This is a genomic window from Bacillus sp. FJAT-28004, from assembly GCF_001280845.1.
In the GTDB taxonomy this organism is placed as follows: Bacteria; Bacillota; Bacilli; order Paenibacillales; family Paenibacillaceae; genus Pristimantibacillus.
In genome coordinates, this window is record NZ_LGHP01000001.1 from 788,577 (window position 1) to 813,644 (window position 25,068).

Below are 25,068 nucleotides of genomic sequence, written 5' to 3' on the forward strand. Positions count from 1 at the left end.
CCTCCGCTACTGTTTAGAAGTTTTTACTATGCAGGTGAGTTGCTAATTTCAAGTAACATCGTATCAGTAGTTAATAAGCATGTAAATAGAAAAATATTATATTATACCACAAAAATAATTATTTGTCAATATGCAAATGCTGCGTTTTTCGTAAAATAACGCTTCAACTCTCGAATCATATGCTCGCGTCCGATTGGTCCCCAGGGATCCCACTCTCTTGATTCGGGATAGTAAACACGGTTTTCCCTCACAGCACGGAGATTTTTCCATAATGTGTTAGTTGCCAGAGCATTCACTTCCGACTCTTCACTCCATATGATGAAGATGTTTTCGGGATTCAGCTCAATCAGATGCTCTAGTGCATTGTCTTTATAAATCGCATGCGTGACGCGCTCGTCGCATTGAAATTGCAAGCGATCGTAAAACAATTCAGTTAAGCTGTGCTCAGAAACTCCGTAAAGGCGGCAATTGTTTGGGAGCAGTCTTATGATTACCCATTTACCTTGTTTTGTAACCGGAGCAAGTTTTTTTCTTGCATCTTGCTCAAGTATGATCATTCGCCGAATGATGCGCTCAGCTTCCCGTTCCTTATTAACTCGTAAGGCAATGCTCCGCAAATATTGCTCCCAGCTGGTTGAGTGATCGATGAAAATTGGAAAAAAGGCGTAAATCCTTTTCGCCTCGTGTTAGTCGGCATCGGAGTCGCTTCCGTTTTTGTCGGCGCTGACGACATTTATGCTTGTGTTCAGCCCTGCGTATTCAGCAAGCTCCTCTTATATTTGGTTGACTGGAACCGTGTATGGCTCAACCTGGACATATGTATGGAACCTTTTTCCATGGACCGTCGTCTTAATGGTTATCGCGTTCCTATATACGCGACAGACCAATATTCAGCTATTAGGCGATGAGCTTGCGATTGGTTTAGGCAGTCATGTACAGCGGCAGCGGTTTATACTTATCCTCATTAGCGTGGGGCTAGCTGGATCTGCAGTTTCAATAGGAGGTGTAATCGGCTTTATCGGCTTGATAGCTCCTCATGCAGCACGTCGATTAGTGGGTCCTGTTGCAAGCAGGCTAATTCCGATTTCAGCTTTATTTGGCGGAATCATTGTAGTATTGGCGGATTTAATTGCTAGAACGGCCTTTCTGCCGCTGGATATTCCGGTAGGCGTGTTTACGTCCGGAATTGGAGCACCTTTCTTTATTTATTTACTTTATCGGACAAGAAATAATCGGTAGCAACGGTAGCGATTTTATGGAGGAAGGATGTGAGTATTTGAAGCGTGGCTATATAATAGTCATTGGCGTGGTTGTTGTGGTTGCAGCATTATTTATGTTTTTGTTTCGGGTAAATGAGGATCAGGTCATCGTCGAGCGGATGCTTTCTTTTGATCAGGCGGAGCCGAGTTCACAGGTGGTATGGAAGGACCGAGAATCGATACGAGCATTTGAATATGCATTCCGATTTGGAAAGCGGCAGCCGGGAAAAGTAGATATCGACTTTCCTCCTTATACAGTAACATTAGGCGAGCAGCGTTATTTTCTATACATTTCGGAGCAATATGAACTGGGGAATTTCATGAAGCCGGGTGACACTGGAACGCTTTACAGAATAGGGAAATCATCTACGGAGAAGATTAAAGCTCTGCTGAAACAGGCCTATTCGGTGAGTGGTTCTGTTACAGGAGGTGCAGATGAGAGGGATGTGGTGGATGTATCCAATAATAAAGATGGAGAAAAGCCGATTCCGCCAAGTATGTCGCCATCACCGATTGCTAGTGAACAGGAGACCTCATCTGTAGAACCTTCACAGTCACCGAATAATCAAGCGTATAAGCCTGCCTACTTGGACAGCTCGCAATTTTCCGATGAGGAGAAGCCGCTTATTGAGCTTATCAATTTTCGTATCAAATATATGCATGAAGAAAATTGGGATGGCTTTTTGAGCTTGTATACGGAAAGCGTCCGCAAGGAACGCGAAAATTCAGGTAGCTTTACTGGATTCACAATTACGAGCATAAAGGTCGAACAACCAATATCAATAAAAGAGCAAAAATCGTTGTTTGAGGCTGTCGTTCAAGTTATAGCAGCAAGGGATAATGAAGATGGCGGCAGCATGTCGATGTATGTGTTCCATAAGAGCAAGAAAAAAGGTGCCGAATGGCGCATTGCTGATGTTGATTAATGATGAAGTGCTAATTTCCTAATTGTTTCGATATGTAAAAAGAAATAGCGGAAGCAAATGTCATCCTACCCTCCTCATAGGCTCATTAGCCGGGAAAGAGGGTGTTTCGTACATTTGTTGCCGCTATTTTCATGGTCTTAAACGATGCTTTTAAACGGTTACGAATTCAACCTCGATATGAATGACCTCAGATCGGCTGCCAATTCTCACAGGAGGTCCCCATGTTCCGAAGCCTGATGAGACAATCGCATGCAGTCCGCCTTTTTTTAAATAACCCCAATCGAGCTCAAACAGCTTTCTCGTTATGAGGTGGTTAGGCATCATCTGTCCACGATGAGTGTGGCCGGATACAGAGATGTCGATGCCATTATCTGCTGCGCTTGCGATGTCTGAAGGCTGATGATCGAGCATGATCAGCGGTCTAGACTGATCTAGCGGAGCGATTAGCTCTTTAATAGGAAGCCTGCCATTACCGCCGAAACCCGCGGATGCTTTATCCTTGCGCCCGATGACATAGAAGCTGTCTGCAATGAGCGCAGTCTCGTCCATGAGGACGCGAATGCCGATCGCATCCATTGCCGCAATAAACTCCGGCACTTTCCTGCCGATGTATTCATGATTTCCAGTCACTGCGTAAACACCTAATGGAGCATTGAGTTTGCCGAGTTCGGTTGACATATTTTTGCGAAGAAAAGGCTCTATATCATCATCAAGAATATCACCAGGAAGTAAAATAAGATCGGGCTTAATTTTCTCAACTTTTTTCACAAGCCGAGTTAAATGCCGATTGCCTACGATTGTACCCAAATGAAGATCAGAAGCCATGGCGATGCGCAGTTTCTTCAATGGTCCAGCGGGTTTTGGTACTTGAACGTGATAGGTTCGAATAATCGGACTCCACGCATTCCATGAACCACGAATGAGGAGTATAGCCATAAGAACCAACGCGCCCCCGCCTACACCAACGATATATATTGATTTTTCCGCGCCTGCTGCCTTTAAGATCAAGGAAAGCAGATTGGCAGGTGGCAATATGAATACGGCGTATTCCAAAACAGCAAACCAGTAGGAACCAATCAGCTTTAGTGCCTCAGCAATCGGTTTAACAGGCGCACGGTAAATTAGTCGACCGATAATGTACGAGTATGCAATGATACTAGCGACGATCGTATAGACTCCCGCATTTTCTAAATGAAATAGAGTAGATAAAAACAGCCACCCATTCCAGCAAATATAGAAGGAAATGCCGCTGTATAAGAGTAAAACACCAAAAACAATAGCAACAACACGCAGCTTCATCCATCAACGCTCCCCAGCTCTTAATCTGCTTACTTATAAGCTGAACCTACTATATCACACCGAGATTATAGCAGTAAAATTCGCAAGAATAGCAGGAATTGATTACTAGTCTTCCTATGTTAAATACGATAGAAAAAATGCGGAATCGATACAAAAGTGACTGACTGCTAATGGTGAGCTGAGGCTGTAGGCGTTGCGCAGGCTGCGAGCCTATGGTATCGTTTCGTCATAATGAATGATGCGAATCTTATTCAGTTAGCAACCGTGCATCTAAATGGAATGGAGCGAATAATTCGAATGAAATCGCTTGTACTGGCAGAGAAACCGAGCGTGGCGAAGGAAATAGCCCGTGTACTCGGCTGCGGACAGAAACATAAAGGCTACATGGAAGGCTCTAAATATGTTGTAACCTGGGCGCTGGGTCATTTGGTGACGCTGGCTGAGCCGGAGGATTATGATCCGAAATATAAGACTTGGAATTTGGAAGATTTACCTCTGCTTCCACCGAAAATGAATCTAAAGATTATGAAAGAAACGTCACAGCAATACCGTACGGTAGCCCAGCTATGTAAACGGCAAGATATTAGTGAGCTCATTATTGCTACGGATGCTGGCCGAGAAGGTGAGCTGGTCGCTCGCTGGATTATGGAACTTGTTCATTGGCGCAAGCCGTTTAAGCGGCTTTGGATTTCATCTCAGACCGACAAGGCGATCAAAGACGGCTTCAACAGCCTCAAACCAGGAAAGGACTATAATAATTTGTATGCTTCGGCCGTTTGCCGAGCGGAAGCGGATTGGCTAATTGGATTGAACGTCACGAGAGCATTGACGACCAAATACAATGCACAGCTAGCAGCTGGCCGTGTGCAAACGCCTACGCTCGCGATGCTGATGGAGCGGGAACAAGAAATACAATCGTTTCAATCACAGCCCTATTGGCTTGTATCCGCTGATTTTGGTTCGTTCTCTGCGCATTGGCGGGAGCAGGATACGCATGATGGAAGAGTATGGAGCCGTGCCGATGCAGATGCAATCGCCGCTCGTATCAAGCAGGGAACAGCAAAGGTAAACAAGCTGCGCACTTTGGAGAAATCGGAGCCGCATCCTCAGGCATATGATCTTACCGAGCTGCAGCGTGATGCGAATAAACGTCTTGGCTTCTCAGCCAAACAAACGTCCAACGTTCTTCAGAAGTTATACGAGCAGCATAAGCTTGTTACGTATCCGCGTACGGATTCCAGATATTTGTCGAGCGATATGGTTCCGACCTTAAAGGGACGCCTAGAGAGCATCGCTGTTGGTCCTTATACACAGCTCGCTCGCAAGCTGGTCAGAATGCAGCTCCCCATTACCAAGAGAATTGTAGATGACAGTAAAGTAACGGATCATCATGCTATTATTCCTACAGAACAATTCGTGAACCTGTCTGCTCTGAGCAATGATGAGCGTAGGCTTTACGATTTAATCGTAAAACGGTTTATCTCATTATTTTATGGCCCTTATCGTTATGATGAGACGAGTGTCGTACTTGCTATAGGCAAGGACATGCTTTATGCAAAAGGGAAGATCGAGAAGGAGAAGGGCTGGAAGGAAATTTATCAGTCAGACGCTTATTCTGCCAGCCATGATGAGGATGACGATGATGACAATGGAGGAGCGGGCTCGGGGCAAGGGAAGGCCGAAGGACAGCCTGCCCAGCTGCTTCCACCGTTAACGATAGGACAGTCGCTGCCTGTGAAGCAGGAGAAGGTGCGCGAGCTGCGTACACTGCCGCCAGCACGCTACACAGAAGCGACACTGCTCACTCGCATGGAGAAGCACAGTCTAGGAACGCCGGCAACAAGAGCTGACATTATTGAGAAGCTTCTCGGCACGGACACCATAACGCGTACGCAGAACAAGCTAATGCCAACCGGTAAAGGAAAGCAGCTGATTGAACTCGTAGTAAACGAGCTTAGAAGTCCTGACTTGACTGCAAAATGGGAGCAGGAACTGGAGCGGATTGCAAAAGGTAATGGCGATCCAGCTGCTTTTATGAAAAATGTTCGGCAGCAGGCTTCAAAATGGGTTTCTGAAGTTATTGCTGAGACGAAGGAATACAAGCCGCATAATTTGACCCATTCACGTTGTCCCGAATGTGAGAAGCCGTTGCTCGAAATTAACGGCAAACGCGGCAAATCGCTCGTCTGCTCAGATCGCGAATGCGGCTATCGCCGCTCAGCAGAGCCGATGCTCTCCAATAAGCGTTGCCCGCAATGCCATAAGAAAATGGAGATTAAAGACGGCAAAGCTGGCAAATTTGCACAATGTAAACCATGCAATGTAATCGAAATGCTTGGCGACAAGCAGAGTGGCAAAGTGAATCGCAAACAAAACCAAAAGCTGATTGAACAGTATAGCGATAATACGTCGATGTCTAATAGCTTGGCAGATAAGCTTAAGGCAGCACTCGAGAAGCAATCAGGCAAATAGAACGGTGAAAACCGGCAAGCGGTCCTCAATAGAGGTGCTTGCCGGTTTTTTTGGTTATAAATGAAAAGGATAAATAAAACTTTACAAACCGACCAGCGGTCTGTATTATGAAGCTATAAATAAACCGACCGACGGTCTGTGGTATTTCGATTCAGCTATCGTTGGATGCAAGGATTAATGAGGGAGGCAGCGTATGGTAGATTACACGGCGAATGCGAGTTATAAATTATTGCTGGAAACAGCGGAACAACTGATTAAGGAGAAAGGCTGTCGACATACAACGTTGCAGCAAATTATGCTTAGCACCGGATTGTCCAAAGGTGCCATTTATCATTATGTGAAAAGCAAAGAAGAGCTTTTTGGACTCATATTGGCTTCGCAAGTGGAGCTGATTAACGATTCCTTTCTTCTTACTATAGAGCAAAGCTGCAGCCTTACAGCTCCATTGCTTGCTATTACAGAAGGGCTTGATCAGCTTCAGCAGAAGGACAGTGTCGCTAATCAAATCTTAACTTATCTGCTCAGTCAGAAGGATAAGCCAGGCATCGCGAACGTGCTGCAGCAATTTCACGAGCGCTCAACCGCTACTTTGCTCTATTGGATAGAAAGCGGACAAAGTGAGGGACTCATTAGTCGAACGGTTGATGCGCGCAAGGCAGCAGAGCAAGGCGTAATGTTGTCATACGGCATGTGCGTTCGCAACATTATGTTAGCTGATACGCCTTTATCATCAGCACGTGCGTTCGAGAAAGAAGACTTTTATCAATTTATGCTGCTTATTTTGCAAGACGGAAAATCCGAATAGTGTTAAAGCGATTAACGATGAGTACGGTTCTAACAGTTATCGTATTAAATGAAATGGTGGTGAAGTCTAGGTGAGCTCAAATAAAAAAATACTTATCATTCAAGGAAATCCGAACAAGACCAGCTATTGCAGCGCTCTGGCTAAAGCTTACGGCGACGGAGCGGTTCAGGGCGGCGCAGAGGTTCGGATAATAAACCTGCATGAGCTAAGCTTTAATCCTAATCTTGCCTTTGGATATGCGAAGCGTACGGAGCTAGAGCCGGATTTGCTAGAGGCGCAGGCATCTATTAAGTGGGCGGATCATCTTGTCTTTATTTATCCGACTTGGTGGGGGACGCTGCCAGCTTTGCTCAAAGGTTTCTTGGATCGGGTTTTGCTGCCGGGCTTTGCCTTTAAATACCGTGAAGGCTCCGTACTGTGGGATAAGCTGTTGTCTGGAAAAACAGCTCGCCTGATCGTTACGATGGATACGCCAGTATGGTATAACCGCTTTGTATACGGTCAGCCAGGGCACCGCGCGATGAAGATTGCGACACTCCAATTTTGCGGTATTAAACCAGTTCGTATTACAAATATCGGTCCAGTAAAAGGTTCTTCGGATATAAAACGAGGCAAATGGCTGGCGATTGTTGGCAAACTTGGTAATAAAGGCTCCTAACCTATGTCATTCATCCAAGAGACAGATAGTGCTCTGTCATATGCTATGGATGAAGCGGTAGGAAAGGGGATAGAATTCATTGGGTGATTATCGGGGTAGGCAATTAGCTAGCAAATGGGCTAAGACGGCAACACTGCTCTCTCATTCCGGCATCGCACCGCATATTCCTCCCACAAGGAGATTTACGGCGAATAACCTCAGGAGCATGTTGGATACACATCAAATGGTTGTTGTTAAGCCCGTTGTTGGAGCAGGCGGACACGGTGTCATTAAGGTTACGCGAGACGGTAATGGGTATACCTATACTTATTATTCGAAAACGAAACGATTTGCTAGTTTTGCTGCGTTAGTAGGGTCGCTAAACAACGAACGTAGAGGCCGGGCTTATATTATTCAAAAAGGGATATTTTTGGCGACGGTGGACGGCAGGCCAATAGATTATCGAGTAAAATATGTGAAAACGGAGCACGGCTGGGTCTATCGCGCCATTGTAGGTCGAATTGCCAGAAAAGGGCTGTTCGTAACCAATTTATGCCGAGGCGGCACGCTGGTCTCGGCAGCTAACGGCATTAGCAGATCCATTTCGCCCACACAAGTGCAGGAGAAAAAGCGGAAGATGCGTGAGCTTACGGTATTATCAACAAGAGTGCTAGAAACCAAGTACCCGGGAATAGGCCAGTTAGGTTTTGATTACGGCATTGATAAACAAGGGGAAATATGGATATTTGAAGTGAATACAAGGCCTCAATAATCCACTTATATTTACGTTCTGGAATGGTCTGAAATATTTGGATGCTGGGGAGTTTTTTAACTTCTAAGCATTCTTTTTTTTCGTATAAGAATGAAAGACAGGAGCTGTTTTGTCTGGCGAGAATACCATACTGAGGAGTCATTATGTAATGACGTTAATATATTCCATTAATAGATTACTAGATTTCGATTAAAGTTTTTTATTGAGATGATGGAAAAAAGGACCTGTGGATAACTCTATCCACATTATCCACCTTGATGTTGCTTCAAATTCGATGTATATACACATGCTGTGCACATCGTATCCACAACATCTTGTGTATAAGCGGGGCTGTTGTCCTTCTAATAGTGCCATGCTACTATGAAAAAGTAGTAACCAAAGAATGGAAGAAAGGGTGTGTAGTATGGAGCTACTGTCTGACGAAATGTTAGTAGACACTTATTATGCAGCTGTGCAGTTCGAATTGGAGCCCGAGTTTATTCGAATGTTAGCGATTGAAATAACACGCAGAAGACTCAAACCAGAAAACATCAAAATTACAGCATAGAAAACAGTCCCTATTCATAAGCAAAGCAGAGCAGAGCGATTACATTTCCTTAACCAAAACCTCGGCAGTAAGCTTGCAAGACGAGCAATACACAAGATGCTTGCAAGATATAGAGTTTTGCAAATGCACACTATTTATGAGCGGCTCGTCTTCGATCTGTTCATAGGGAGCATACGGGCTCGTCAGATCAGATGCACGACCGCAATCGATAATTGCGTTATCGCAAGAGGAGCAGCGGACATGCAAATATTGAAAGCCGTTACAAACAGGACAAAACATAAGGGTATCCTCCTAGGCTCACCTTGCATATGAATGCAGTAGGTGTATGAATGAGTTAAGCCAAGGTTAGGATACCCTTATGTTTATTTTTTTACTGTTACAATGAAGATAAATGCACTAGAGCTTCATGTTGCTGCTATGGCCTGGAGATAGCTTTGCAGCAGGATCAACATAAACTTTTGCATTGTTAATAGCGGTAGGGGCTTCTCCGAAACCTACAGCAATCAGTTTAAGTTTGCCGGGATAAGTAGTCACATCGCCTGCTGCAAAGATTCCAGGAATATTCGTCTCCATTCGAGTATCCACGATAATCGAACCGCCTTGAATTTGAATACCCCAATCGGCAATGGGACCGAGCGAAGAAATGAAGCCAAAGTTGACGATGACGGCATCCACTTCAAGTTCAGTCGTTTCTAATGTTTTAACATCGGATAACGTAACTTTCGTAATGCTCTCCTCACCATGAAGCACTGTAATTTCTTTTGGAGTAAGGATGTTAACCTTGGAATTCATTAGATTCTCTACGCTATGCTCATGCGCCCGGAATTTGTCGCGGCGATGAATAAGCGTAACGCTCTCAGCAATGGGCTCCAGCATAAGCGACCAGTCAACGGCTGAATCGCCGCCGCCGCTAATCAACACTTTTTGCCCCTGAAAACGCTGCAAATCACCCACAAAATAATGAAGGTTTTTCTTCTCAAATCTTGCGGCCTCAGGCAATTCAAGCCTTCGCGGCTCGAACGCACCTACCCCTGCTGTAATAATGACCGCTTTAGCATAATGTTTAGTTTTGTCTGTTATAATTTCAAAGAGGCGTTCATCATGTTTGATTACGTTTATTACCTTTTCCTCAAGACAGATTTCCTGTTGAAAATGATTGAGTTGCTCCTTCAGACGGTCAACTAGTTCTTGTGCCGTTACCTTTGGAAAACCAGCAACATCGTAAATATATTTTTCAGGATAAAGCGCTGCAAGCTGGCCGCCTAGCTGGGGCATGCTTTCGATGAGCTTAACTGAAGCTTGGCGCATACCGCCATAGAAAGCAGCAAACATTCCTGCAGGCCCGCCTCCGATGATTAAAATATCGACGGGGTTAACTACTGATTCAAGGTTTGACATTTTAGCTACCTCCACGTTATAAGCTTTATGACTTCAATTATAATCTTTCCAGGAATAAGAAGGAAATAATTAATTTGTATAGAGTTCTAAACAATTTCGTACATTTTGCCCTTGAACTTTCCCCGAAAACTCTGTAGAATTTCTGATGTATGTTATGCACGGGAGTAGTTGCATTAAACGTCGAAAGCTGTCGGTTGAATGCAATCGGATCATTGATAAAAGCACTTTAATTAGAACACACTGAACTCATCATTATAAATATTCGGTTTAGCATGTGTAATTTTTCACAAAGTATAAATACAAAGATAAACAAGGAATGGATGGGATTAAGCGATGAGTAACATACCTAAAATCGTTATTCTTGGCGCAGGCTACGGCGGCATTTTGACCGCACTTCGTCTGCAAAAAGAATTAAATTACAATGAAGCTGACGTTACGTTAGTTAATAAACATGATTACCACTATATTACAACACATCTCCATATGCCAGCGGCAGGCACCGATAATCCGGAAAATGCGCGGGTAAGCATCTCTAAATTGATCGATGAATTTAAAATTGATTTCGTGAAATCGACGGTCGTTCAAATTCGTCCGCAAGATAAAAAAGTTATTCTCGAAGACGGCACGTTGTCTTATGATTATCTGGTTATTGGTCTTGGTGGCGAGCCTGAGACTTTCGGAATCCCAGGCTTAGGCGAACATGCAATGAATATCCGCAGCATCAACTCGGTTCGTTTAATTCGTGAGCATATTGAGTACCAATTCGCTCGTTTCAAACGTGAGCCGCATCGTACGGATTATTTGACGTTTGTTGTTGGCGGTGCAGGCTTCACAGGAATTGAGTTTGTTGGTGAGCTTTCTGACCGTATCCCTGAACTGTGCAAGCAATTTGACGTTGATCCTGCGCTTGTAAAAGTCTACAACATCGAAGCGGCACCAACGGCGCTGCCAGGCTTTGATCCTGAACTCGTAGAGTACGGGATGGATGTATTGACCAAGAAGGGCGTAACATTCCGTATTGGCACAGCAATTAAGGAGTGCTCGCCAGAGGGTGTAATCGTTGGCGAAGGCGAAGAGATCAAATCGGCTACCGTGATCTGGACTGGCGGTATTCGTGGCAATCGTCTAATAGAAGAAGCAGGCTTCGAAACGATGCGCGGACGCGTGAAGGTTGATGAATTCCTTCGCTCCCCGAGCAATGAGAACATTTATATCGTTGGCGATAACTCGCTGATGTTCAACCCAGAAGGCCGTCCATATCCGCCGACTGCTCAAATCGCGATGCAGCAAGGTGTCGTATGTGCGCATAACCTTGTCGCTTCCATTCGCAATCAACCGCCGAAGAGCTTCACGTTCAGCAACAAAGGAACGGTAGCATCACTAGGCAAAGGCGAAGCAATCGGAGTTGCTTTTGGCAAAAAATATAAAGGTCGCGTAGCAGCTTGGCTGAAAAAAGCGATCGACCTTCGTTACCTGTTCATTATCGGCGGAATCTCGCTCGTTCTTCGTAAAGGGAAGTTTCTATAATGAGACATTGCAGCGTACAAGTCCGCGGATTGCTAACCAGAGATGAGCTGGACCGTTACAATGCATTGATGGAAGTCGGCTCCTTCTTAGAATCGCAAAAACGATACGACTTGGCCTATACGGTGCAAAAGGAAGTAGACCTCCTTATTCAGCCGGCGATTGAACGGTTGAAGGACAAAGGTCGCGCTCGTGACCGGGCTACTCAAGAGTATCTGGAAGCGAAGCGGCTCGGGTTGGAAGAAGATGAGAACGACGAAGATGAAGAGGATACAGATCATTAATCATTTAGGCTTTCGCTAATGGGGCAGCGGCTATGCTGTTCCAGGGCGAAGGCATTTTTTTTATCTCAAAAAACCATCATATGCGCCAGCAGCCAAGAAATCCCCCTCGCCAATACGAAAAAAGCCCAAGCCTCATGAATGAGAGGCTCAGGCTTTTTTAAAACTAAATTTTAAGAAATGTTTCGAATTTCTCGCTGTTCAAGAAATTGCCGACATAAAAATCGCCGAACTCTGCGTAACGTGCGCTTACTTCATCGAAGCGCATTTCATAAATCAGCTTTTTGAATTGCAACGCATCGTCGGCGAAGAGTGTAACGCCCCATTCCCAGTTGTCGAAACCGACAGAGCCAGTAATGATTTGTTTCACTTTCCCTGCGTATTGACGTCCGATCATGCCGTGGCTGCGCATCAACGTTTTACGCTCGTCCATTGCGAGCATATACCAGTTGTCTTGTCCATCGCGGCGTTTGTTCATAGGATAGAAGCAAAGGTGATTTGCTTTAGGCAACGTCGGCTTCAGTCTAGCGATGATATCCGGGTTTTGCATCGGATCAGAGCCAGGTTGTGCCATGTAGTTGCTCAGTTCTACTATACTTACATACGAATGCACCGGGTAAGTGAAGCTGGAGAACGTTGTTTTGTTGAACGCTGTTTCAAGCGCGTTAAGCTCTTCTAACGTTTCACGCAAATGCATGAATACGAAGTCTGCTTTTTGACCAACGATTGAATAAACAGCTGTACTGCCTTCTTTATTTTCCTCCACTGTGGTCCATTGCTGCAAAAACGTTTGCAGCTCGTCCAGCGCGCGGCTGCGTTCACTTTCATCGGCTAAGCGCCAAGCGGTCCAATCGACACTGCGGAAATCATGCAGCGCGTACCAGCCTTCTAATGTTTGTGCTGCTTCACTCATAGTATAAATGCTCCCTTCAAGCTCCATAATGATGCTGCAATCATTGTATCGTAATGAGGGTAGACTGAGCAAATGGCGGTCTTGTGACATTTGTCCGCATATAATTGACTTCCATCTTTCCATTAATTAAACTAATAAACGAGAGTCTGAAAGGGGAAGTTTGGATGCTTCAATTAATTATTGCAACCGTGCTGTTTTTAGTTATGATGTTCGGCATTGGATTTATTTTGAATATGTTGTTGAAAACAACGTGGTTCCCAATATATTTATTTATTATCGCATTACTTGTATTAGGTATCTGGGCTCCTTGGGATCAATCAGCGTCAACGACGATTGAAAACTTTGCTCATTATACAGTCATCGACTACATACCCGTCATCGGAGCGCTAATCGGCGCATACGTTAGCGGATGGGCGATTCAAGCGCTTCGCAAGGGCGGCTACAAAATGTTTTAAGCCAAGCAAAAACGCCTTCAGCGTCCTCTGGATGCTGAAGTAGCTTTGACGAAGAAATATAAGATAAGCAGAAGCTAATAATATACTTTCTTATATTTTAAAAAAATCCCTCCTTCGGGGGATTTTTCTATTTTTCGACTCGTCCTGAACATCGGTTTTTATGTTAAAATGATAGAATGTTAGTTAAGGATGGAGCTGATGCTATGCGCATCAATAATATATTGCAGTACACGGAACACCACCGTTATTACATTTTTCGCGATTTTTCGCTAAGCAGCCTCGACTACAAAATGCTGTCGTTAATCTATCAGCCGATGATTGGTGCATTTGCCGTCGCATTTTACCAGCAGCTTTATCATGGTATTGCCGAAGGCACCTCAGGATACTCTTCTATTGAACCGCAGCGCAAGTTATTTCTTGGTTTAGGGCTGGAGATGAACGAGCGCGGACGCAAGCATCTTATCGAGCAGGCATCGAAGCTGGAAGCTGTTGGTTTGCTGCAAACGTCACGATTAGGCGTCCCTGATAATGCCGATGTTATTTATGAATATGAGCTGTCGCAGCCGTTGTCGCCAGTCGAATTTTTTCGCAATATGCATTTAACGATGCTGCTGCGCGATAAGGTCGGCAAATATGCGGTAATCTCGCTTCGAGAGTCATTTGGTGCCAGTGAACCGGATGAGCTGGCAGGGGCGAAATTAACGAAAGAAAATATTTCAGTGCCTTTCTATGAGCTGTTTAAGCTTAATATGCAATCCGTAGATAATGAGCTTGAGCAAGCGCTGACGGAGGTTGCGCCATCAAGGCAATCAGCCGTAAGGCCAGCACAAGCAACGGCAGGAATACCCTATGGCGAAATTATTTTGCGTTTTCCTCGTAATTCCGCAAACCGCCGCTTTGTTGAGCGACTGAGAAGCGATGAGGAACAACTATCTCAGGTGAATTACGTAGCTTATAAATATAATCTGGCCGTAGTTGATATTTGTCGTCTGCTTGATGAGGATGGTATTTTCGGTGAGAGCGGCGTGCTTAATGTTGACGAGCTTCAGCTGCGTGCCAATCAGTTTTATAGGCAGGACAAGAAACGGGAAGGCGAACGTGAGCGAGCGCTGTCACGTACGAAAGTGATTGCAGATGAGGAAACCGTTGATCAAGAAGATTTGACGGAGGAATTCGAGGTACAGGAACAGCATTATTTGCAAGTTCCGAATCAGCTTAGTGGCCGCTGTGACGTTCAGCAATATAACATGCTAATGAGAAATGAGCCTCATACACGGTTCCTTCAGCGCTTTTTCCCCGGCGCGGTACCGGATTGGATCGAACGTGTATTTGAACGCATTGACCTCAACTATAAATTAGCAGCCCCCGTTATAAATGTTCTCATTCATTATGTTATAGGTGCTAACGATGCGCAGCGTGTGACAAAAACCTTTTTGGATGCTGTGGCGTCGAACATGCTCGTGAAACAAATCGATACATTTGAGAAGGCTGTGCTTTATGTGAGAGAACAAGCCCAAGTGGAGCAGGATAAGGAGCGCCGCAAGGAAGCTGCGACCAGCTACGCGGGCGGAGGCTTCAACGGCTCGAAGGGCGGCTCTCGAAGCGGAGGCAACAGCAGGGGAACATCCCGCAAGCCTTCGATTCCAATTGTACAGGAAAATCAATCTACCTCGGCAGTTTCAGCCGACGAGCTTGAAGAGCTGCTGAAGCTGGCTCGGAAATTAGACGGTAAATAAAAAAGGCGGTGTAAGCAGATGATGGAGTCAATGGGCGAATTGCTGAAGGCTTGGCCCTCCGGCAAAACTTTTACGGAAAAGGCGGAGCATAAGCTGACTGAGCTGCTTGCAGAACCGCTTGTAGAGAAGCTGCGGGTTAAATATCCGGATTTGGATGAGCAGACGATACGTCTTAATTTGAATCGGGTTTATCAATATGTTACGGAATACCGGAATTGCTCGAATTGCCCGGGTTTAGATAATTGTCCGAATGATTTCGAAGGACACTATACTCTGCTTAGCTCTGAAACGGTGAATGGGCTAACGCAGTTATATGACCGTAAGGTAGCATGCAAGAAATTTAACGCTCGTCAGAATGAGGATCAGATTAGAAGCCGGATTAGAAGCTTCTACATAGACGAGAAGGCGCTGCAGCGCGGATACTCGTCCGCTGAGATTATAACGAGGGATCTTGAGCGCGCAAAGGCGGTTGGACAAGTTCAGAAATATATCGACCGTACAAAAGAGCATGGATTGCAGGAGGAAGGCTTGTATTTGGCAGGCCGCTTCGGAACGGGCAAGACATTTCTGATGTGTTATTTACTTCATGAGCTTGCGAAGGCTGGGTATTCGGGTGTGATCGTGTACATGCCTGACTTTGTGGAAGATCTGAAGACGCTTATGCATGAGCCGGGCAAGCTCAAGGAAACGGTCGAGATGATGAAAGAAACCGATCTGCTTATCTTTGATGATATGGGCGCAGAAAACTTAAACCCTTGGGTCCGTGATCATGTGCTCGGTGCGATCTTGAATTATCGGATGCAGCGCAAGCCAACGTTCTACACCTCCAACTACGAGCTGGAGGCGCTTGAGAGGCATTTCAGCTTCACGAGCAAGGATGGCGATGAGCTGCATAAGGGGCAGCGTATAATGGACCGAATACGGCCTTACGTAGAGGTCATTATGGTTACTGGTGAGAACAAGCGTGGACAGAAGTAATCGATCATAGCTTTGGTTAGCGGATTCCTGTATCAGGAATCCGCCAACCAAAGCTTTTTTTATGGAGGATTTGAGCAGTGCCAAGCTTTATCTCACTATGGTTGAAAGCGCATTCAGTATAGGGGTTGTTTTTAGATTGGATGGTTAGTTCATCATTCTTATAAAGCTTTCTTATAGGACTTATCAATTATTTGAAATTAAGTATTGACAGAAAGTGGGGGGCACTGGTAAGATTCTTCCATAACCAACTAAGCAGGTAGGAATAATGTTTTCCGACCGGACGAACCGGAGTAAACACCTATATTAGGAGAAACATAATTACTGTTATTAACCATCATAAATGTTTCTGCAAGCCTGTTAATTAAAAAAAGGGGTGTATGAGAAGATGAAGAAAATTACTCATGTTCGTTCCGCAGTTATTCTATTGGCATTAGTGCTGGTTTTGGCTGCTTGCGGTCAAGGCGGCAACAACAAAACAAACAAAGAAACGAATAAGCCTGCTAACGAGACAGCGGCAACAGATACACCGGCCACTGAAAAACCAAAACCTCCGGTTGAACTTCTGAATGTATCCTACGACCCTACTCGTGAGCTTTATGTAGCATTTAACGAAGCATTCTCGAAGCATTGGAAAGCTGAAACGGGCCAAGACGTGACCATTAAACAATCACATGGCGGTTCCGGTAAACAAGGCCGCGCAGTTATTGATGGCCTGAAAGCGGATGTAGTAACGCTTGCACTTGGTTATGACATCGATGCAATCGTTGAACCAGGACTCATCAAAGCGGATTGGCAATCAAAGTTTGAGCACAATAGCGCACCCTACACATCAACAATCGTATTTCTAGTTCGTAAAGGAAACCCAAAGGGCATTAAGGATTGGAACGATTTAATCAAGGATAAAGTTGAAGTCATTACTCCAAACCCTAAAACGTCTGGCGGAGCACGTTGGAACTACCTTGCGGCATGGGGCTATGCGCTCAAGCAAAACGGAAATGATGAAGCGAAGGCACAGGAGTTTGTTACACAATTATTCAAGCATGTACCTGTACTGGATTCCGGTGCACGCGGATCAACGACTACTTTTGTAGAACGTGGAATTGGCGATGTATTGCTTGCTTGGGAGAATGAGGCTTTCCTATCCATTAATGAGCTTGGTCCAGATAAATTTGAAATCGTATATCCTTCCCTAAGCATCCTTGCTGAACCACCAGTTGCTGTTGTTGACAAAGTGGTTGACGAGCGCGGAACTCGTGAAGTAGCTGAAGCTTACCTGAAATATCTCTATACAGAAGAAGGCCAAGAAATTGCGGCTAAAAACTACTACCGTCCAATTTCCGAGACTGTTGCTGCGAAGTATGCTGATCAGTTCAAATCCCTTGATTTACTTTCGATTGATAAAGATTTTGGCGGCTGGAAAGAAGCGCAAACCAAACACTTTGCAGACGGCGGAGTTTTCGACAAAATTTACACGCCAGGTTCATAATGCAAGGTATAAACAAGATTGGAGCTGACTTCACATGAAAGGTTCCAAGCCCCGTAACGTACTGCCGGGTTTTGGTTTATCGCTTGGGTTCACTTTGTTTTACTTAAGCATTATTGTGTTGATTCCGCTGACTGCCGTTTTTTTCAAAACGGCAGAGCTCAGCTGGTCCGAGTTTTGGAACACAGTTACTAATGCACGTGTCGTTGCTTCTTACCGAGTCAGCTTCCTTACAGCATTTTTCGCTGGACTTGTTAATGCTGTATTCGGATTACTAATCGCATGGGTGCTCGTTCGTTATCAGTTTCCAGGCAAAAAAATTATAGACAGCTTAGTCGATTTGCCATTCGCTTTGCCAACAGCGGTTGCTGGCATAGCGTTGACTGCAATTTACGCCCCGAATGGTTGGATTGGCTCGCTGCTCGAACCGCTAGGCGTTAAGGTTGCTTACTCCCCGATCGGCATTACTATCGCCCTTATATTCATTGGGCTTCCGTTTGTAGTTCGTACGGTGCAGCCGGTACTTCAGGATATGGAGAAAGAAACGGAAGAGGCGGCAGTTATGCTTGGAGCATATCGCTTGCGAACTTTTTGGAAAGTAATCTTGCCTGAGTTGTTGCCGGCATTGTTAACGGGTTTCGCACTCGCTTTTGCTAGAGGTATCGGTGAATATGGCTCGGTTGTGTTTATTTCGGGCAATATGCCGCTGAAAACGGAAATAACTCCACTGCTCATCATGACGAAGCTGGAGCAATATGATTACGCTGGCGCTACTGCCATTGCACTCGTAATGCTCGTTGTATCCTTCCTGATGCTGCTAGTCATTAATTTACTGCAGTGGCGAATGAATCGCCGCACAGTGTCAGACTAAGGAGGGGGCTTATTCAAATGGCTGGAGCAATAACGGTTCACACTAATGGAGAAGCTTCCAAACGCCCACGTCATATTACAGAATCGGGTCCCGTTCGATGGCTTCTGATCGTAATCGCCATGTTATTTCTGGGATTAGTTGTATTGCTGCCGCTGGTATCGGTGTTTGTTGAAGCATTAAAAAAAGGCGTAGGCGTATACATTGATTCTATTACGGAGCCAGATGCTTTGTCGGCGCTTAAGCTTACGCTTATCGTTGCCTTGATCGCTGTTCCTGTTAATACGGTTTTTGGTATAGCTGCGGCCTGGGCAATCAGCAAATTTCGTTTTCGCGGTAAAAATATTTTGATTACATTAATCGATTTGCCATTTGCCGTATCGCCGGTCATTTCTGGATTGATCTATGTGCTTTTATTTGGAGCACAAGGATTTTTTGGACCTTGGCTGGATGAGCGGGGCATCCAAATTATTTTCGCTGTTCCCGGAATCGTGCTGGCAACCGTATTTGTTACGGTTCCCTTTGTCGCTCGTGAGCTTATCCCGCTAATGCAGGCACAGGGCGTCCAAGAGGAGGAAGCGGCTGCAAGTTTAGGAGCTAAAGGCTGGCAAATTTTTTGGAAGGTTACCCTGCCGAATATCAAGTGGGGACTATTATATGGCGTTATTTTGTGTAATGCTCGTGCAATGGGCGAATTCGGTGCGGTATCTGTCGTATCCGGCCATATCCGCGGCGAGACGAACACGCTGCCGCTGCATATTGAGATTTTGTACAATGAATATCAATTTTCGGCGTCATTCGCAGTTGCATCTTTGCTTGTCATGCTTGCGGTCGTAACGATGATCGTGAAGAGCATTGTAGAGTGGAAGTCTGGTGCGCAGAAGCCAGTGGAGAAAGTCGAATAAATCAAATCAAACGGAGGGGTTTCGAATGGCAAAACCGCTAGAGTTAGATGAGCAATGGCTGGAGCGTATTAGCGAACAAGTAACAGGTCTTAATTATGGGCATGTGACGATTACTGTCCATGATGGAAAAATTGTACAGATCGACCGGACGGAAAGAACGCGTTATGATGGTCCCTCTCAGAAGAAGCAGGTTCCGTCCGAGTCTCAACAGCAATCGAAGCAGCGGGAGAATCAATCTGCAGGTGAAGCGCTTAGAATTGTGCAGTAGCCCTCCCATTGGACACGATAAAAAATAGTTCGCAACAAACCCAATGCTGCGCAGGCATTGGGTTTGTTGTATTCTGGAAGAAAAGTATTTCATAAGCCCAGCGGTGCGAATAACGCGAAGCTAAAACCGAATTGGAAGGGCAGCATCCCTCTCCATACATGAACTCATCAAAGTAGTAATATTGATTAATAGACCCATCAAACGCTCATTGGGCTCTTAAAGGGCTGGGAGGAGAGACGTCTATGAAAGCGGATGCCGTGTTTGAGGGCGGGGGAGTAAGGGGAATTGCGTTCATTGGCGCCATACAGGTAATGGAGGCGAGCGGATACGAGTGGGAACGCTTGGCGGGAACATCGGCCGGTTCCGTCGTGGCTGCGCTTCTGGCCTGCGGGTATAGTGCAGGCGAATTGGTCGAAATCATGTATAAGCTCGATTATTCTCGTTTGCTTGGGAGAACCTGGGTTCATTCATTACCCATTCTCGGCAAAGCGCTTCCGCTTCTTTTTCGATCGGGAATCTATCTGAACACGCCATTGGAAGAGAGGTTAACGTACTGGTTGAACCGAAAAGGGGTGTCTACCTTCGGGGACTTGCCGGAGGGCAAGCTGAAAATCATTGCTTCCGATATCAGCAGCGGGAAGATGATGGTTCTGCCGGACGATCTCTCTCGCTACGGTATTTCGCCTTCCCAGTTCCCGATTGCCGCCGCGGTTAGAATGAGTACGACGATTCCCTATTTCTTTCAGCCTTACCGATTACGGACAAAGCTAAAAAGAAAACCGTTTTATATTCTTGACGGGGGACTACTCAGCAACTATCCGATCTGGCTCTTTGACGTAGAGGGGATTCCGAATTGGCCCACGTTTGGATTCCGGCTATTAGGGGACCGTACGGAAACCCCTTTTTATGAGATTCGTGGTCCCATCTCCATGTTCCACGCCATGTTCCAGACGATGCTTAAAGCCCATGACCAGCGGCATGTGGATAGCCATTCCGAACGGCGGACTGTTTTTATCCCAACAGGCAAGGTAAGTGCAACACAGTTTGGCCTGGGCGCCGAAGACCGGGATATGCTGTTTCATTCCGGGCAAAACGCCGCCCGTAAGTTTTTGGCCGACTGGGATTATGAGGAATACATTAAGGCATTTCGGATCTCTCAGAAACGTGATTAAACAGGTTCATACCTATAATGGGCAACAAAAAAAGGAGCAGCAAGCTGCTCCTTTTTCTTATGAAATGATGAATTTCACGATTACAGCAATAGCGAAAATGACGGTCATAAAACCGAGCATGCCGCCAAAGCCGAAAACGACGTCCATCAAGTCATGGCGAGGCTCTTCGTTAAAATGCTCGCGCGGGTCTCTTACATTTTCCATCGTTGACGTCCTCCTTGAAAAAGACCGTTACGTAAGTAACAACCAATATACGGTCGTCTTTATGTAGTATCGGTTTATTCAACTTATATTAGTATACTCAAACTGGCAAACAGTTGTAAAGTCAGAAGCGGTGACAATTGTAAGACAAAGTATGGTCGAGTTATGATAAAATATGTACAGAATCATCTGGCAGTCGGAGGCGAGAGCATGGATCATCAGCATACGGATCGGGAGCAGGCAGAACAGCAGCTTGCAGAGGCAAAAGAGACGATACGGAACAAACTAGCTTTGCTCCCGGATCAATCAGGCTGTTACCTCATGAAAAACAGCGAAGGTGTCATCATTTATGTAGGTAAGGCGAAGGTGCTCAAAAATCGAGTGCGTTCTTATTTTAACGGCAGCCACAATGGAAAGACTCAGCGGCTCGTATCAGAAATTCGCGATTTTGAATTCATTGTAACCTCAAGCAATATGGAGGCACTCATTTTAGAATGTAACTTGATCAAACAATACCATCCGAGATATAACGTCCTTTTGAAGGATGATAAAACATTCCCATATATAAAAATAACGAACGAGAAACATCCGAAGCTCGAGGTCACTAGACGCATCATTAAAGACAAAGGCAAGTACTTCGGACCTTATCCGAATGCTTATGCGGCTCAGCAAACGAAGAAACTTCTCGATCGGCTTTATCCGCTGCGCAAATGCAAGACACTCCCGGATAAGGTGTGCTTATATTATCATCTTGGACAATGTATTGCGCCATGTGAATTTGATGTACAGCAGACGGAATACGATCGGATGATTCAAGAAATTTCAAAGTTTCTTAACGGCGGTCAAGATGTCGTGAAAAATGAGCTGCAGCGCAAGATGGAGGAAGCTGCCGAGAAGCTTGAATTTGAGCGTGCGAAGGAGTTTCGGGATCAGCTAATTGCTATCGATGCTGTTATGGAGAAGCAGAAGATTACAATGTCGGATGCGCTTGACCGTGATATTTTTGGTTTTGCGGTAGATAAGGGCTGGATGTGCGTTCAAATATTGTATATGCGCCAAGGCAAGCTTATTGAACGGCATGGCACGACATTTCCTTATTACGGGGAAGCGTATGATGATTTCATGACATTCGTGACGCAGTATTACAGCGATAATCCGGCATTGCCTAAGCAAATACTGCTGCCAGTGCCGCCAGAGTTAGAGGCTGCAGAAACAGTAGATGGGGTGGCAATAGTCGACGAGACAGCTTCTACGCACGCTGACGATGTTATTGCATCCTTGCATAGCTGGCTGAAGGTAAAGGTGCTCATGCCGCAGCGCGGACGCAAGAGCGAGGTCGTGACGATGGCTATAGATAACGCGAAGGTGATGCTGGATGAGAAATTCAGACTTATTGAGCGGGATGAGGAACGGAGCGTTAAAGCGGCAGAGTCGCTTGCCGGCTGGCTTGGACTGGGTGAAGTACGCCGAATTGAAGCGTTTGATAACTCAAATATTCAAGGTACGAATCCAGTTTCGGCAATGGTCGTATTTACAGATGGTAAGCCAGACCGCAAAGAATACCGCAAATACAAGGTGAAAACAGTACAAGGTCCGGATGATTACGAAACGATGCGCGAGGTTATACGGCGTCGCTATGAGCGTGTGGTGAAGGAAGATTTGGCACCTCCAGATCTGATCGTGGTCGATGGAGGCAAAGGGCAAATATCAGCAGCGCTAGACGTGCTTGAGAATGAGCTTGGTTTGTATATTCCTGTATGCGGTCTTGTGAAGGATGCGAAGCACAAGACGGCGCAGCTTATGACAGGAGATCCTGCGGAAATTGTTCCTTTGCCAAGGGATAGCCAAGAGTTTTATTTGCTGCAGCGCATTCAAGATGAGGTGCATCGTTTTGCGATTACATTCCACCGCGAGCAGCGCGCCAAGTCCATGGTTGAGTCGAAGCTTGATTCGATTCCGGGTATCGGCGAGAAGCGCCGCAAGCTGCTGCTCAAGCATTTTGGCTCGATCAAAAAAATAAAAGAGGCCTCAGTCGAAGACTTTCGGCCTCTATCTATTGGAGATAAATTAGCTGCGCAAATTATAGCTGCTCTAGGGGAGGAGTCGTCGTCATAGACGGCTTCTTCTCTTTTTTGTGACTTAAATATTTAATAACAAATGCAATCAGCACCGGCAGCACGGAGAAAAAGATGGCTGAGATAATATTCGGCGCGGTTCCAATGGTCAGCAAGGATAAGCCGACCGCTACGCTGTTAAAGATCGCATGGGTAAACATCGCTGTAATGAAGCCGTATCTGACGAATATAAAGCTGAACAATAGCCCGATAATCATCAGCTCAAACAATCTTGTTGTGGACGGATAAAATGGATACATCACGTGGCCGAGCGCCCAGAAGAAGGTTGGCAGCAGTGCTGCGGCAAACGTATTTTTGAACCATTTGCGAAATAGTCCGATGCCGAAAAAGCGGAATACGGCTTCTTCGCCAATTGCGGCAGCCCAAGCCAGCACTGGCATCAGCCATAGAATGCCCATGTTATACGGAGACTGGGAAACGTCTGAGGTTTCCCATGTGCCGATGGATAATTTTAAGGCGATAAAGATAACCGATTGAATAGCAAACAAAATGATTGCGAATAAGTACGACAAGCCTACGCTGCGCCATACATAGTCGCCATATCCCTTTTGTCCAAACCGCGGCCATAATGCGCGCCCTTGAGCCTTCCAAAGGCCGTCTCCCGCAATGATGGATATATATATGGAACCGGCCATTGGAATAGCAAGCAGAACACTAATAATGGCTGTTACTGAAACTGTCGCGCCTGCCATTTCAGTCTCTCCGAGTGTAGCCCGGATACCATCCAGTACGTTCAGATTCATGATGGTGTAAGTGATTAAATAAACGATGGTCAACACGATTCCGAATTTGAAGGAAGTATGTTTTCGATACAACACCGCGTAAATAATGGCTAAGACGAATAAAACGAAGCTCATGAGCAGATAACCGATAGAGGTAAGGTATCCAGCTATTTTATCCTGTTTCTTTACATAACTAATATAGTCAGATGGAGCAATAAAAGCAGGTTTATATTTGGAAATGATCGTTTGATCATTCACGATAAGAGCATTTACATCGATGGTTAACTTCGCTTCATCAATGGTATAAGCTGCTGTCGGGTTGCCAGCATGCCAATCGCCGTTTGGCAAAATGAGATTTTCCTTGAAATCAATGCTGCTTATTTTCTTATTGGTTAGAAATGTTATCGCTGCTTTTGACTTATCATCATCTGACAGCTGTTGCCCGTCAATCTTTAAGTTCCACGCTACAATATTCCCGCTTTGCATATGTACGTACACAAATCCGCTGCCGCCACCTATGAATTTCAGATCGACTTGAAACGTATCTGTAGGAAAATTAGCATCATATTTATCCGTATAAGTTTTGATCAATTCATGTTTGGATAAGTAGCCGTTCATGATTTTATCGGTTTGATGTACCGCTTTTGCGGATTTTACTTTCAGGCCTGTTTCTTTCTCTACAAATGCAGATGCCGCATCGGCTGCCACTGATTTCTCAATGACCTTGGTGTTCATTTCGCCGGATGCGATAGCTGCAATCATCGGACCAATTTGAACGGCTGCATAAATAACAAAGCAAGCAACTGCTGCCCATATAAAACGTTTCCATTCATTGGGTTTAATAGAATCAATCATAGGTTCACCTCAACTGTCTTTATAATAAATAGCTCATTTCATTACCTTAACATATAAATCCCTGATTTATCCAATGAAAATGATCGTTTGTTTTCAAAAAAGTGCGAAATAACGATGTCCAGCAAGCTATCTATATGCTGCTTTGTCCCATTGCCCTTTTTTGGGCTAATATCGTCCAGTTTGTCGTAAACGTCAGCTTTATATCGGGAGTGCTTTGGGATTATAATCGTTAACGTCATACTAATTGCATAGCATAGCCGAATTTCCTAAGGAAATCGGGGGAACCATAAAGTTGTCCAAATGGATGAATACGCTGGAAGCAGAGCAGTTCAACATTGGGCGGCATGGGGTGAATTTTAGCGGTGAAGCATCAACTTCTGCCGCTGAATAGGGCTGCCTGTCCAGGCCCGAATCCGTCAGCTAACCTCGAAGGCGTATTGGAACAGGACTCATCGCA

The 25,068-nt window shown here is 45.3% G+C and carries 25 protein-coding genes and 1 riboswitch; of the genes, 18 read left to right on the forward strand and 7 right to left on the reverse strand.

The genetic code is table 11. The annotated features are described in order from the left end of the window. Positions 1 to 125: 125 nt before the first annotated feature. Positions 126 to 671, reverse strand: a complete 546-nt coding sequence (locus AC787_RS03315; RefSeq protein WP_082360612.1) for an ABC transporter substrate-binding protein — start codon at positions 669 to 671, stop codon at positions 126 to 128. A gap of 43 nt (positions 672 to 714) precedes the next feature. Here AC787_RS03315 and AC787_RS03320 point away from each other — a divergent pair, with 43 nt between their 5' ends. Continuing rightward, positions 715 to 1,239: a FecCD family ABC transporter permease gene (locus tag AC787_RS03320; RefSeq protein ID WP_054023485.1), complete on the forward strand. Its 525-nt coding sequence runs from the start codon at positions 715 to 717 to the stop codon at positions 1,237 to 1,239. 37 nt (positions 1,240 to 1,276) lie between these two features. Beyond that, positions 1,277 to 2,185, forward strand: coding sequence for a hypothetical protein (locus AC787_RS03325; RefSeq protein ID WP_054023486.1), 909 nt, complete (start codon positions 1,277 to 1,279; stop codon positions 2,183 to 2,185). A gap of 150 nt (positions 2,186 to 2,335) precedes the next feature. Here the strand turns inward: AC787_RS03325 and AC787_RS03330 are convergent, their stop codons facing one another. Then, entirely contained in the window at positions 2,336 to 3,484 is a 1,149-nt protein-coding gene (locus AC787_RS03330) for a metallophosphoesterase (RefSeq protein WP_054023487.1), read from the reverse strand. Positions 3,485 to 3,781: 297 nt separating this feature from the next. Between AC787_RS03330 and AC787_RS03335 the strand changes: the two genes are divergently transcribed. The 5 genes from AC787_RS03335 (at position 3,782) to sda (ending at position 8,717) form a co-directional block, all read left to right on the forward strand. Next, entirely contained in the window at positions 3,782 to 5,956 is a 2,175-nt protein-coding gene (locus tag AC787_RS03335) for a DNA topoisomerase III (protein ID WP_054023488.1), read from the forward strand. 193 nt (positions 5,957 to 6,149) lie between these two features. Next, positions 6,150 to 6,761, forward strand: coding sequence for a TetR/AcrR family transcriptional regulator (locus AC787_RS03340; RefSeq protein WP_054023489.1), 612 nt, complete (start codon positions 6,150 to 6,152; stop codon positions 6,759 to 6,761). 70 nt (positions 6,762 to 6,831) lie between these two features. After that, a complete protein-coding gene (locus tag AC787_RS03345) occupies positions 6,832 to 7,419 on the forward strand; it encodes an NAD(P)H-dependent oxidoreductase (protein WP_054023490.1) in 588 nt (195 codons plus the stop codon). Between the two features lie 79 nt (positions 7,420 to 7,498). Further along, the gene (locus AC787_RS03350; protein WP_054023491.1) at positions 7,499 to 8,170 is read left to right on the forward strand and encodes a YheC/YheD family protein; all 672 of its coding nucleotides are present in this window, start codon (positions 7,499 to 7,501) and stop codon (positions 8,168 to 8,170) included. Positions 8,171 to 8,573: 403 nt separating this feature from the next. Beyond that, the gene (gene sda / locus AC787_RS03355) at positions 8,574 to 8,717 is read left to right on the forward strand and encodes a sporulation histidine kinase inhibitor Sda (protein WP_054023492.1); all 144 of its coding nucleotides are present in this window, start codon (positions 8,574 to 8,576) and stop codon (positions 8,715 to 8,717) included. A 39-nt stretch (positions 8,718 to 8,756) separates the two neighbouring features. On the opposite strand, the gene AC787_RS03360 is transcribed toward sda, so the two are convergent. Both AC787_RS03360 and AC787_RS03365 read right to left on the reverse strand, forming a co-directional pair. After that, positions 8,757 to 8,996, reverse strand: coding sequence for a hypothetical protein (locus tag AC787_RS03360; protein ID WP_054023493.1), 240 nt, complete (start codon positions 8,994 to 8,996; stop codon positions 8,757 to 8,759). 117 nt (positions 8,997 to 9,113) lie between these two features. Next, positions 9,114 to 10,115, reverse strand: a complete 1,002-nt coding sequence (locus AC787_RS03365) for an NAD(P)/FAD-dependent oxidoreductase (RefSeq protein ID WP_054023494.1) — start codon at positions 10,113 to 10,115, stop codon at positions 9,114 to 9,116. Positions 10,116 to 10,448: 333 nt separating this feature from the next. Here AC787_RS03365 and AC787_RS03370 point away from each other — a divergent pair, with 333 nt between their 5' ends. Continuing rightward, positions 10,449 to 11,642, forward strand: coding sequence for an NAD(P)/FAD-dependent oxidoreductase (locus tag AC787_RS03370; RefSeq protein WP_054023495.1), 1,194 nt, complete (start codon positions 10,449 to 10,451; stop codon positions 11,640 to 11,642). Beyond that, positions 11,642 to 11,923: a hypothetical protein gene (locus AC787_RS03375; protein ID WP_054023496.1), complete on the forward strand. Its 282-nt coding sequence runs from the start codon at positions 11,642 to 11,644 to the stop codon at positions 11,921 to 11,923. The genes AC787_RS03370 and AC787_RS03375 overlap by 1 nt, the downstream gene beginning before the upstream one ends. 163 nt (positions 11,924 to 12,086) lie before the next feature. Here the strand turns inward: AC787_RS03375 and hemQ are convergent, their stop codons facing one another. Beyond that, positions 12,087 to 12,833 (reverse strand): hydrogen peroxide-dependent heme synthase, encoded by a 747-nt coding sequence (hemQ, locus tag AC787_RS03380; protein ID WP_054023497.1) that lies wholly within the window; start codon positions 12,831 to 12,833, stop codon positions 12,087 to 12,089. 164 nt (positions 12,834 to 12,997) lie between these two features. On the opposite strand from hemQ, the gene AC787_RS03385 reads away from it, so the two are divergent. From AC787_RS03385 to AC787_RS03420, 8 genes are all read left to right on the forward strand, one after another. Beyond that, positions 12,998 to 13,288, forward strand: a complete 291-nt coding sequence (locus tag AC787_RS03385) for a YuiB family protein (protein ID WP_054023498.1) — start codon at positions 12,998 to 13,000, stop codon at positions 13,286 to 13,288. A gap of 203 nt (positions 13,289 to 13,491) precedes the next feature. Then, the gene (locus AC787_RS03390; protein ID WP_054023499.1) at positions 13,492 to 15,024 is read left to right on the forward strand and encodes a helicase DnaB; all 1,533 of its coding nucleotides are present in this window, start codon (positions 13,492 to 13,494) and stop codon (positions 15,022 to 15,024) included. A gap of 21 nt (positions 15,025 to 15,045) precedes the next feature. Further along, positions 15,046 to 16,002, forward strand: coding sequence for a primosomal protein DnaI (gene dnaI / locus AC787_RS03395; protein WP_054026876.1), 957 nt, complete (start codon positions 15,046 to 15,048; stop codon positions 16,000 to 16,002). A 385-nt stretch (positions 16,003 to 16,387) separates the two neighbouring features. Further along, the gene (locus AC787_RS03400; protein ID WP_054023500.1) at positions 16,388 to 17,488 is read left to right on the forward strand and encodes a sulfate ABC transporter substrate-binding protein; all 1,101 of its coding nucleotides are present in this window, start codon (positions 16,388 to 16,390) and stop codon (positions 17,486 to 17,488) included. 34 nt (positions 17,489 to 17,522) lie between these two features. Further along, positions 17,523 to 18,356, forward strand: coding sequence for a sulfate ABC transporter permease subunit CysT (gene cysT / locus AC787_RS03405; RefSeq protein ID WP_054023501.1), 834 nt, complete (start codon positions 17,523 to 17,525; stop codon positions 18,354 to 18,356). 17 nt (positions 18,357 to 18,373) lie between these two features. Next, a complete protein-coding gene (gene cysW, locus AC787_RS03410; RefSeq protein ID WP_054023502.1) occupies positions 18,374 to 19,258 on the forward strand; it encodes a sulfate ABC transporter permease subunit CysW in 885 nt (294 codons plus the stop codon). A gap of 25 nt (positions 19,259 to 19,283) precedes the next feature. Then, positions 19,284 to 19,526, forward strand: a complete 243-nt coding sequence (locus AC787_RS03415) for a YezD family protein (RefSeq protein ID WP_054023503.1) — start codon at positions 19,284 to 19,286, stop codon at positions 19,524 to 19,526. 242 nt (positions 19,527 to 19,768) lie between these two features. After that, positions 19,769 to 20,698: a patatin-like phospholipase family protein gene (locus AC787_RS03420; protein WP_054023504.1), complete on the forward strand. Its 930-nt coding sequence runs from the start codon at positions 19,769 to 19,771 to the stop codon at positions 20,696 to 20,698. Positions 20,699 to 20,755: 57 nt separating this feature from the next. Here AC787_RS03420 and AC787_RS33625 read toward each other — a convergent pair whose 3' ends face one another. Beyond that, positions 20,756 to 20,902, reverse strand: a complete 147-nt coding sequence (locus AC787_RS33625) for a YqzM family protein (RefSeq protein ID WP_152970574.1) — start codon at positions 20,900 to 20,902, stop codon at positions 20,756 to 20,758. Positions 20,903 to 21,109: 207 nt separating this feature from the next. Here AC787_RS33625 and uvrC point away from each other — a divergent pair, with 207 nt between their 5' ends. Beyond that, positions 21,110 to 23,014: an excinuclease ABC subunit UvrC gene (gene uvrC, locus AC787_RS03425; RefSeq protein ID WP_054023505.1), complete on the forward strand. Its 1,905-nt coding sequence runs from the start codon at positions 21,110 to 21,112 to the stop codon at positions 23,012 to 23,014. Here the strand turns inward: uvrC and AC787_RS03430 are convergent. Continuing rightward, positions 22,980 to 24,611 (reverse strand): CPBP family intramembrane glutamic endopeptidase, encoded by a 1,632-nt coding sequence (locus AC787_RS03430; RefSeq protein ID WP_054023506.1) that lies wholly within the window; start codon positions 24,609 to 24,611, stop codon positions 22,980 to 22,982. The genes uvrC and AC787_RS03430 overlap by 35 nt on opposite strands. A 245-nt stretch (positions 24,612 to 24,856) precedes the next feature. Next, positions 24,857 to 25,061: riboswitch (cyclic di-AMP (ydaO/yuaA leader) on the forward strand. The last annotated feature ends 7 nt before the right edge of the window (positions 25,062 to 25,068 follow it).

Excerpts from the sequence above, each read along its gene's own strand:
- AC787_RS03330 (WP_054023487.1), bottom strand. The coding sequence starts at position 3,484 with ATGAAGCTGCGTGTTGTTGCTATTGTTTTTGGTGTTTTACTCTTATAC.
- AC787_RS03335 (WP_054023488.1), top strand. The coding sequence starts at position 3,782 with ATGAAATCGCTTGTACTGGCAGAGAAACCGAGCGTGGCGAAGGAAATA.
- AC787_RS03340 (WP_054023489.1), top strand. The coding sequence starts at position 6,150 with ATGGTAGATTACACGGCGAATGCGAGTTATAAATTATTGCTGGAAACA.
- sda (WP_054023492.1), top strand. The coding sequence starts at position 8,574 with ATGGAGCTACTGTCTGACGAAATGTTAGTAGACACTTATTATGCAGCT.
- AC787_RS03360 (WP_054023493.1), bottom strand. The coding sequence starts at position 8,996 with ATGTTTTGTCCTGTTTGTAACGGCTTTCAATATTTGCATGTCCGCTGC.
- AC787_RS03365 (WP_054023494.1), bottom strand. The coding sequence starts at position 10,115 with ATGTCAAACCTTGAATCAGTAGTTAACCCCGTCGATATTTTAATCATC.
- AC787_RS03370 (WP_054023495.1), top strand. The coding sequence starts at position 10,449 with ATGAGTAACATACCTAAAATCGTTATTCTTGGCGCAGGCTACGGCGGC.
- AC787_RS03375 (WP_054023496.1), top strand. The coding sequence starts at position 11,642 with ATGAGACATTGCAGCGTACAAGTCCGCGGATTGCTAACCAGAGATGAG.
- hemQ (WP_054023497.1), bottom strand. The coding sequence starts at position 12,833 with ATGAGTGAAGCAGCACAAACATTAGAAGGCTGGTACGCGCTGCATGAT.
- AC787_RS03385 (WP_054023498.1), top strand. The coding sequence starts at position 12,998 with ATGCTTCAATTAATTATTGCAACCGTGCTGTTTTTAGTTATGATGTTC.
- AC787_RS03390 (WP_054023499.1), top strand. The coding sequence starts at position 13,492 with ATGCGCATCAATAATATATTGCAGTACACGGAACACCACCGTTATTAC.
- dnaI (WP_054026876.1), top strand. The coding sequence starts at position 15,046 with ATGGAGTCAATGGGCGAATTGCTGAAGGCTTGGCCCTCCGGCAAAACT.
- AC787_RS03400 (WP_054023500.1), top strand. The coding sequence starts at position 16,388 with ATGAAGAAAATTACTCATGTTCGTTCCGCAGTTATTCTATTGGCATTA.
- cysT (WP_054023501.1), top strand. The coding sequence starts at position 17,523 with ATGAAAGGTTCCAAGCCCCGTAACGTACTGCCGGGTTTTGGTTTATCG.
- cysW (WP_054023502.1), top strand. The coding sequence starts at position 18,374 with ATGGCTGGAGCAATAACGGTTCACACTAATGGAGAAGCTTCCAAACGC.
- AC787_RS03415 (WP_054023503.1), top strand. The coding sequence starts at position 19,284 with ATGGCAAAACCGCTAGAGTTAGATGAGCAATGGCTGGAGCGTATTAGC.
- AC787_RS03420 (WP_054023504.1), top strand. The coding sequence starts at position 19,769 with ATGAAAGCGGATGCCGTGTTTGAGGGCGGGGGAGTAAGGGGAATTGCG.
- AC787_RS33625 (WP_152970574.1), bottom strand. The coding sequence starts at position 20,902 with ATGGAAAATGTAAGAGACCCGCGCGAGCATTTTAACGAAGAGCCTCGC.
- uvrC (WP_054023505.1), top strand. The coding sequence starts at position 21,110 with ATGGATCATCAGCATACGGATCGGGAGCAGGCAGAACAGCAGCTTGCA.
- AC787_RS03430 (WP_054023506.1), bottom strand. The coding sequence starts at position 24,611 with ATGATTGATTCTATTAAACCCAATGAATGGAAACGTTTTATATGGGCA.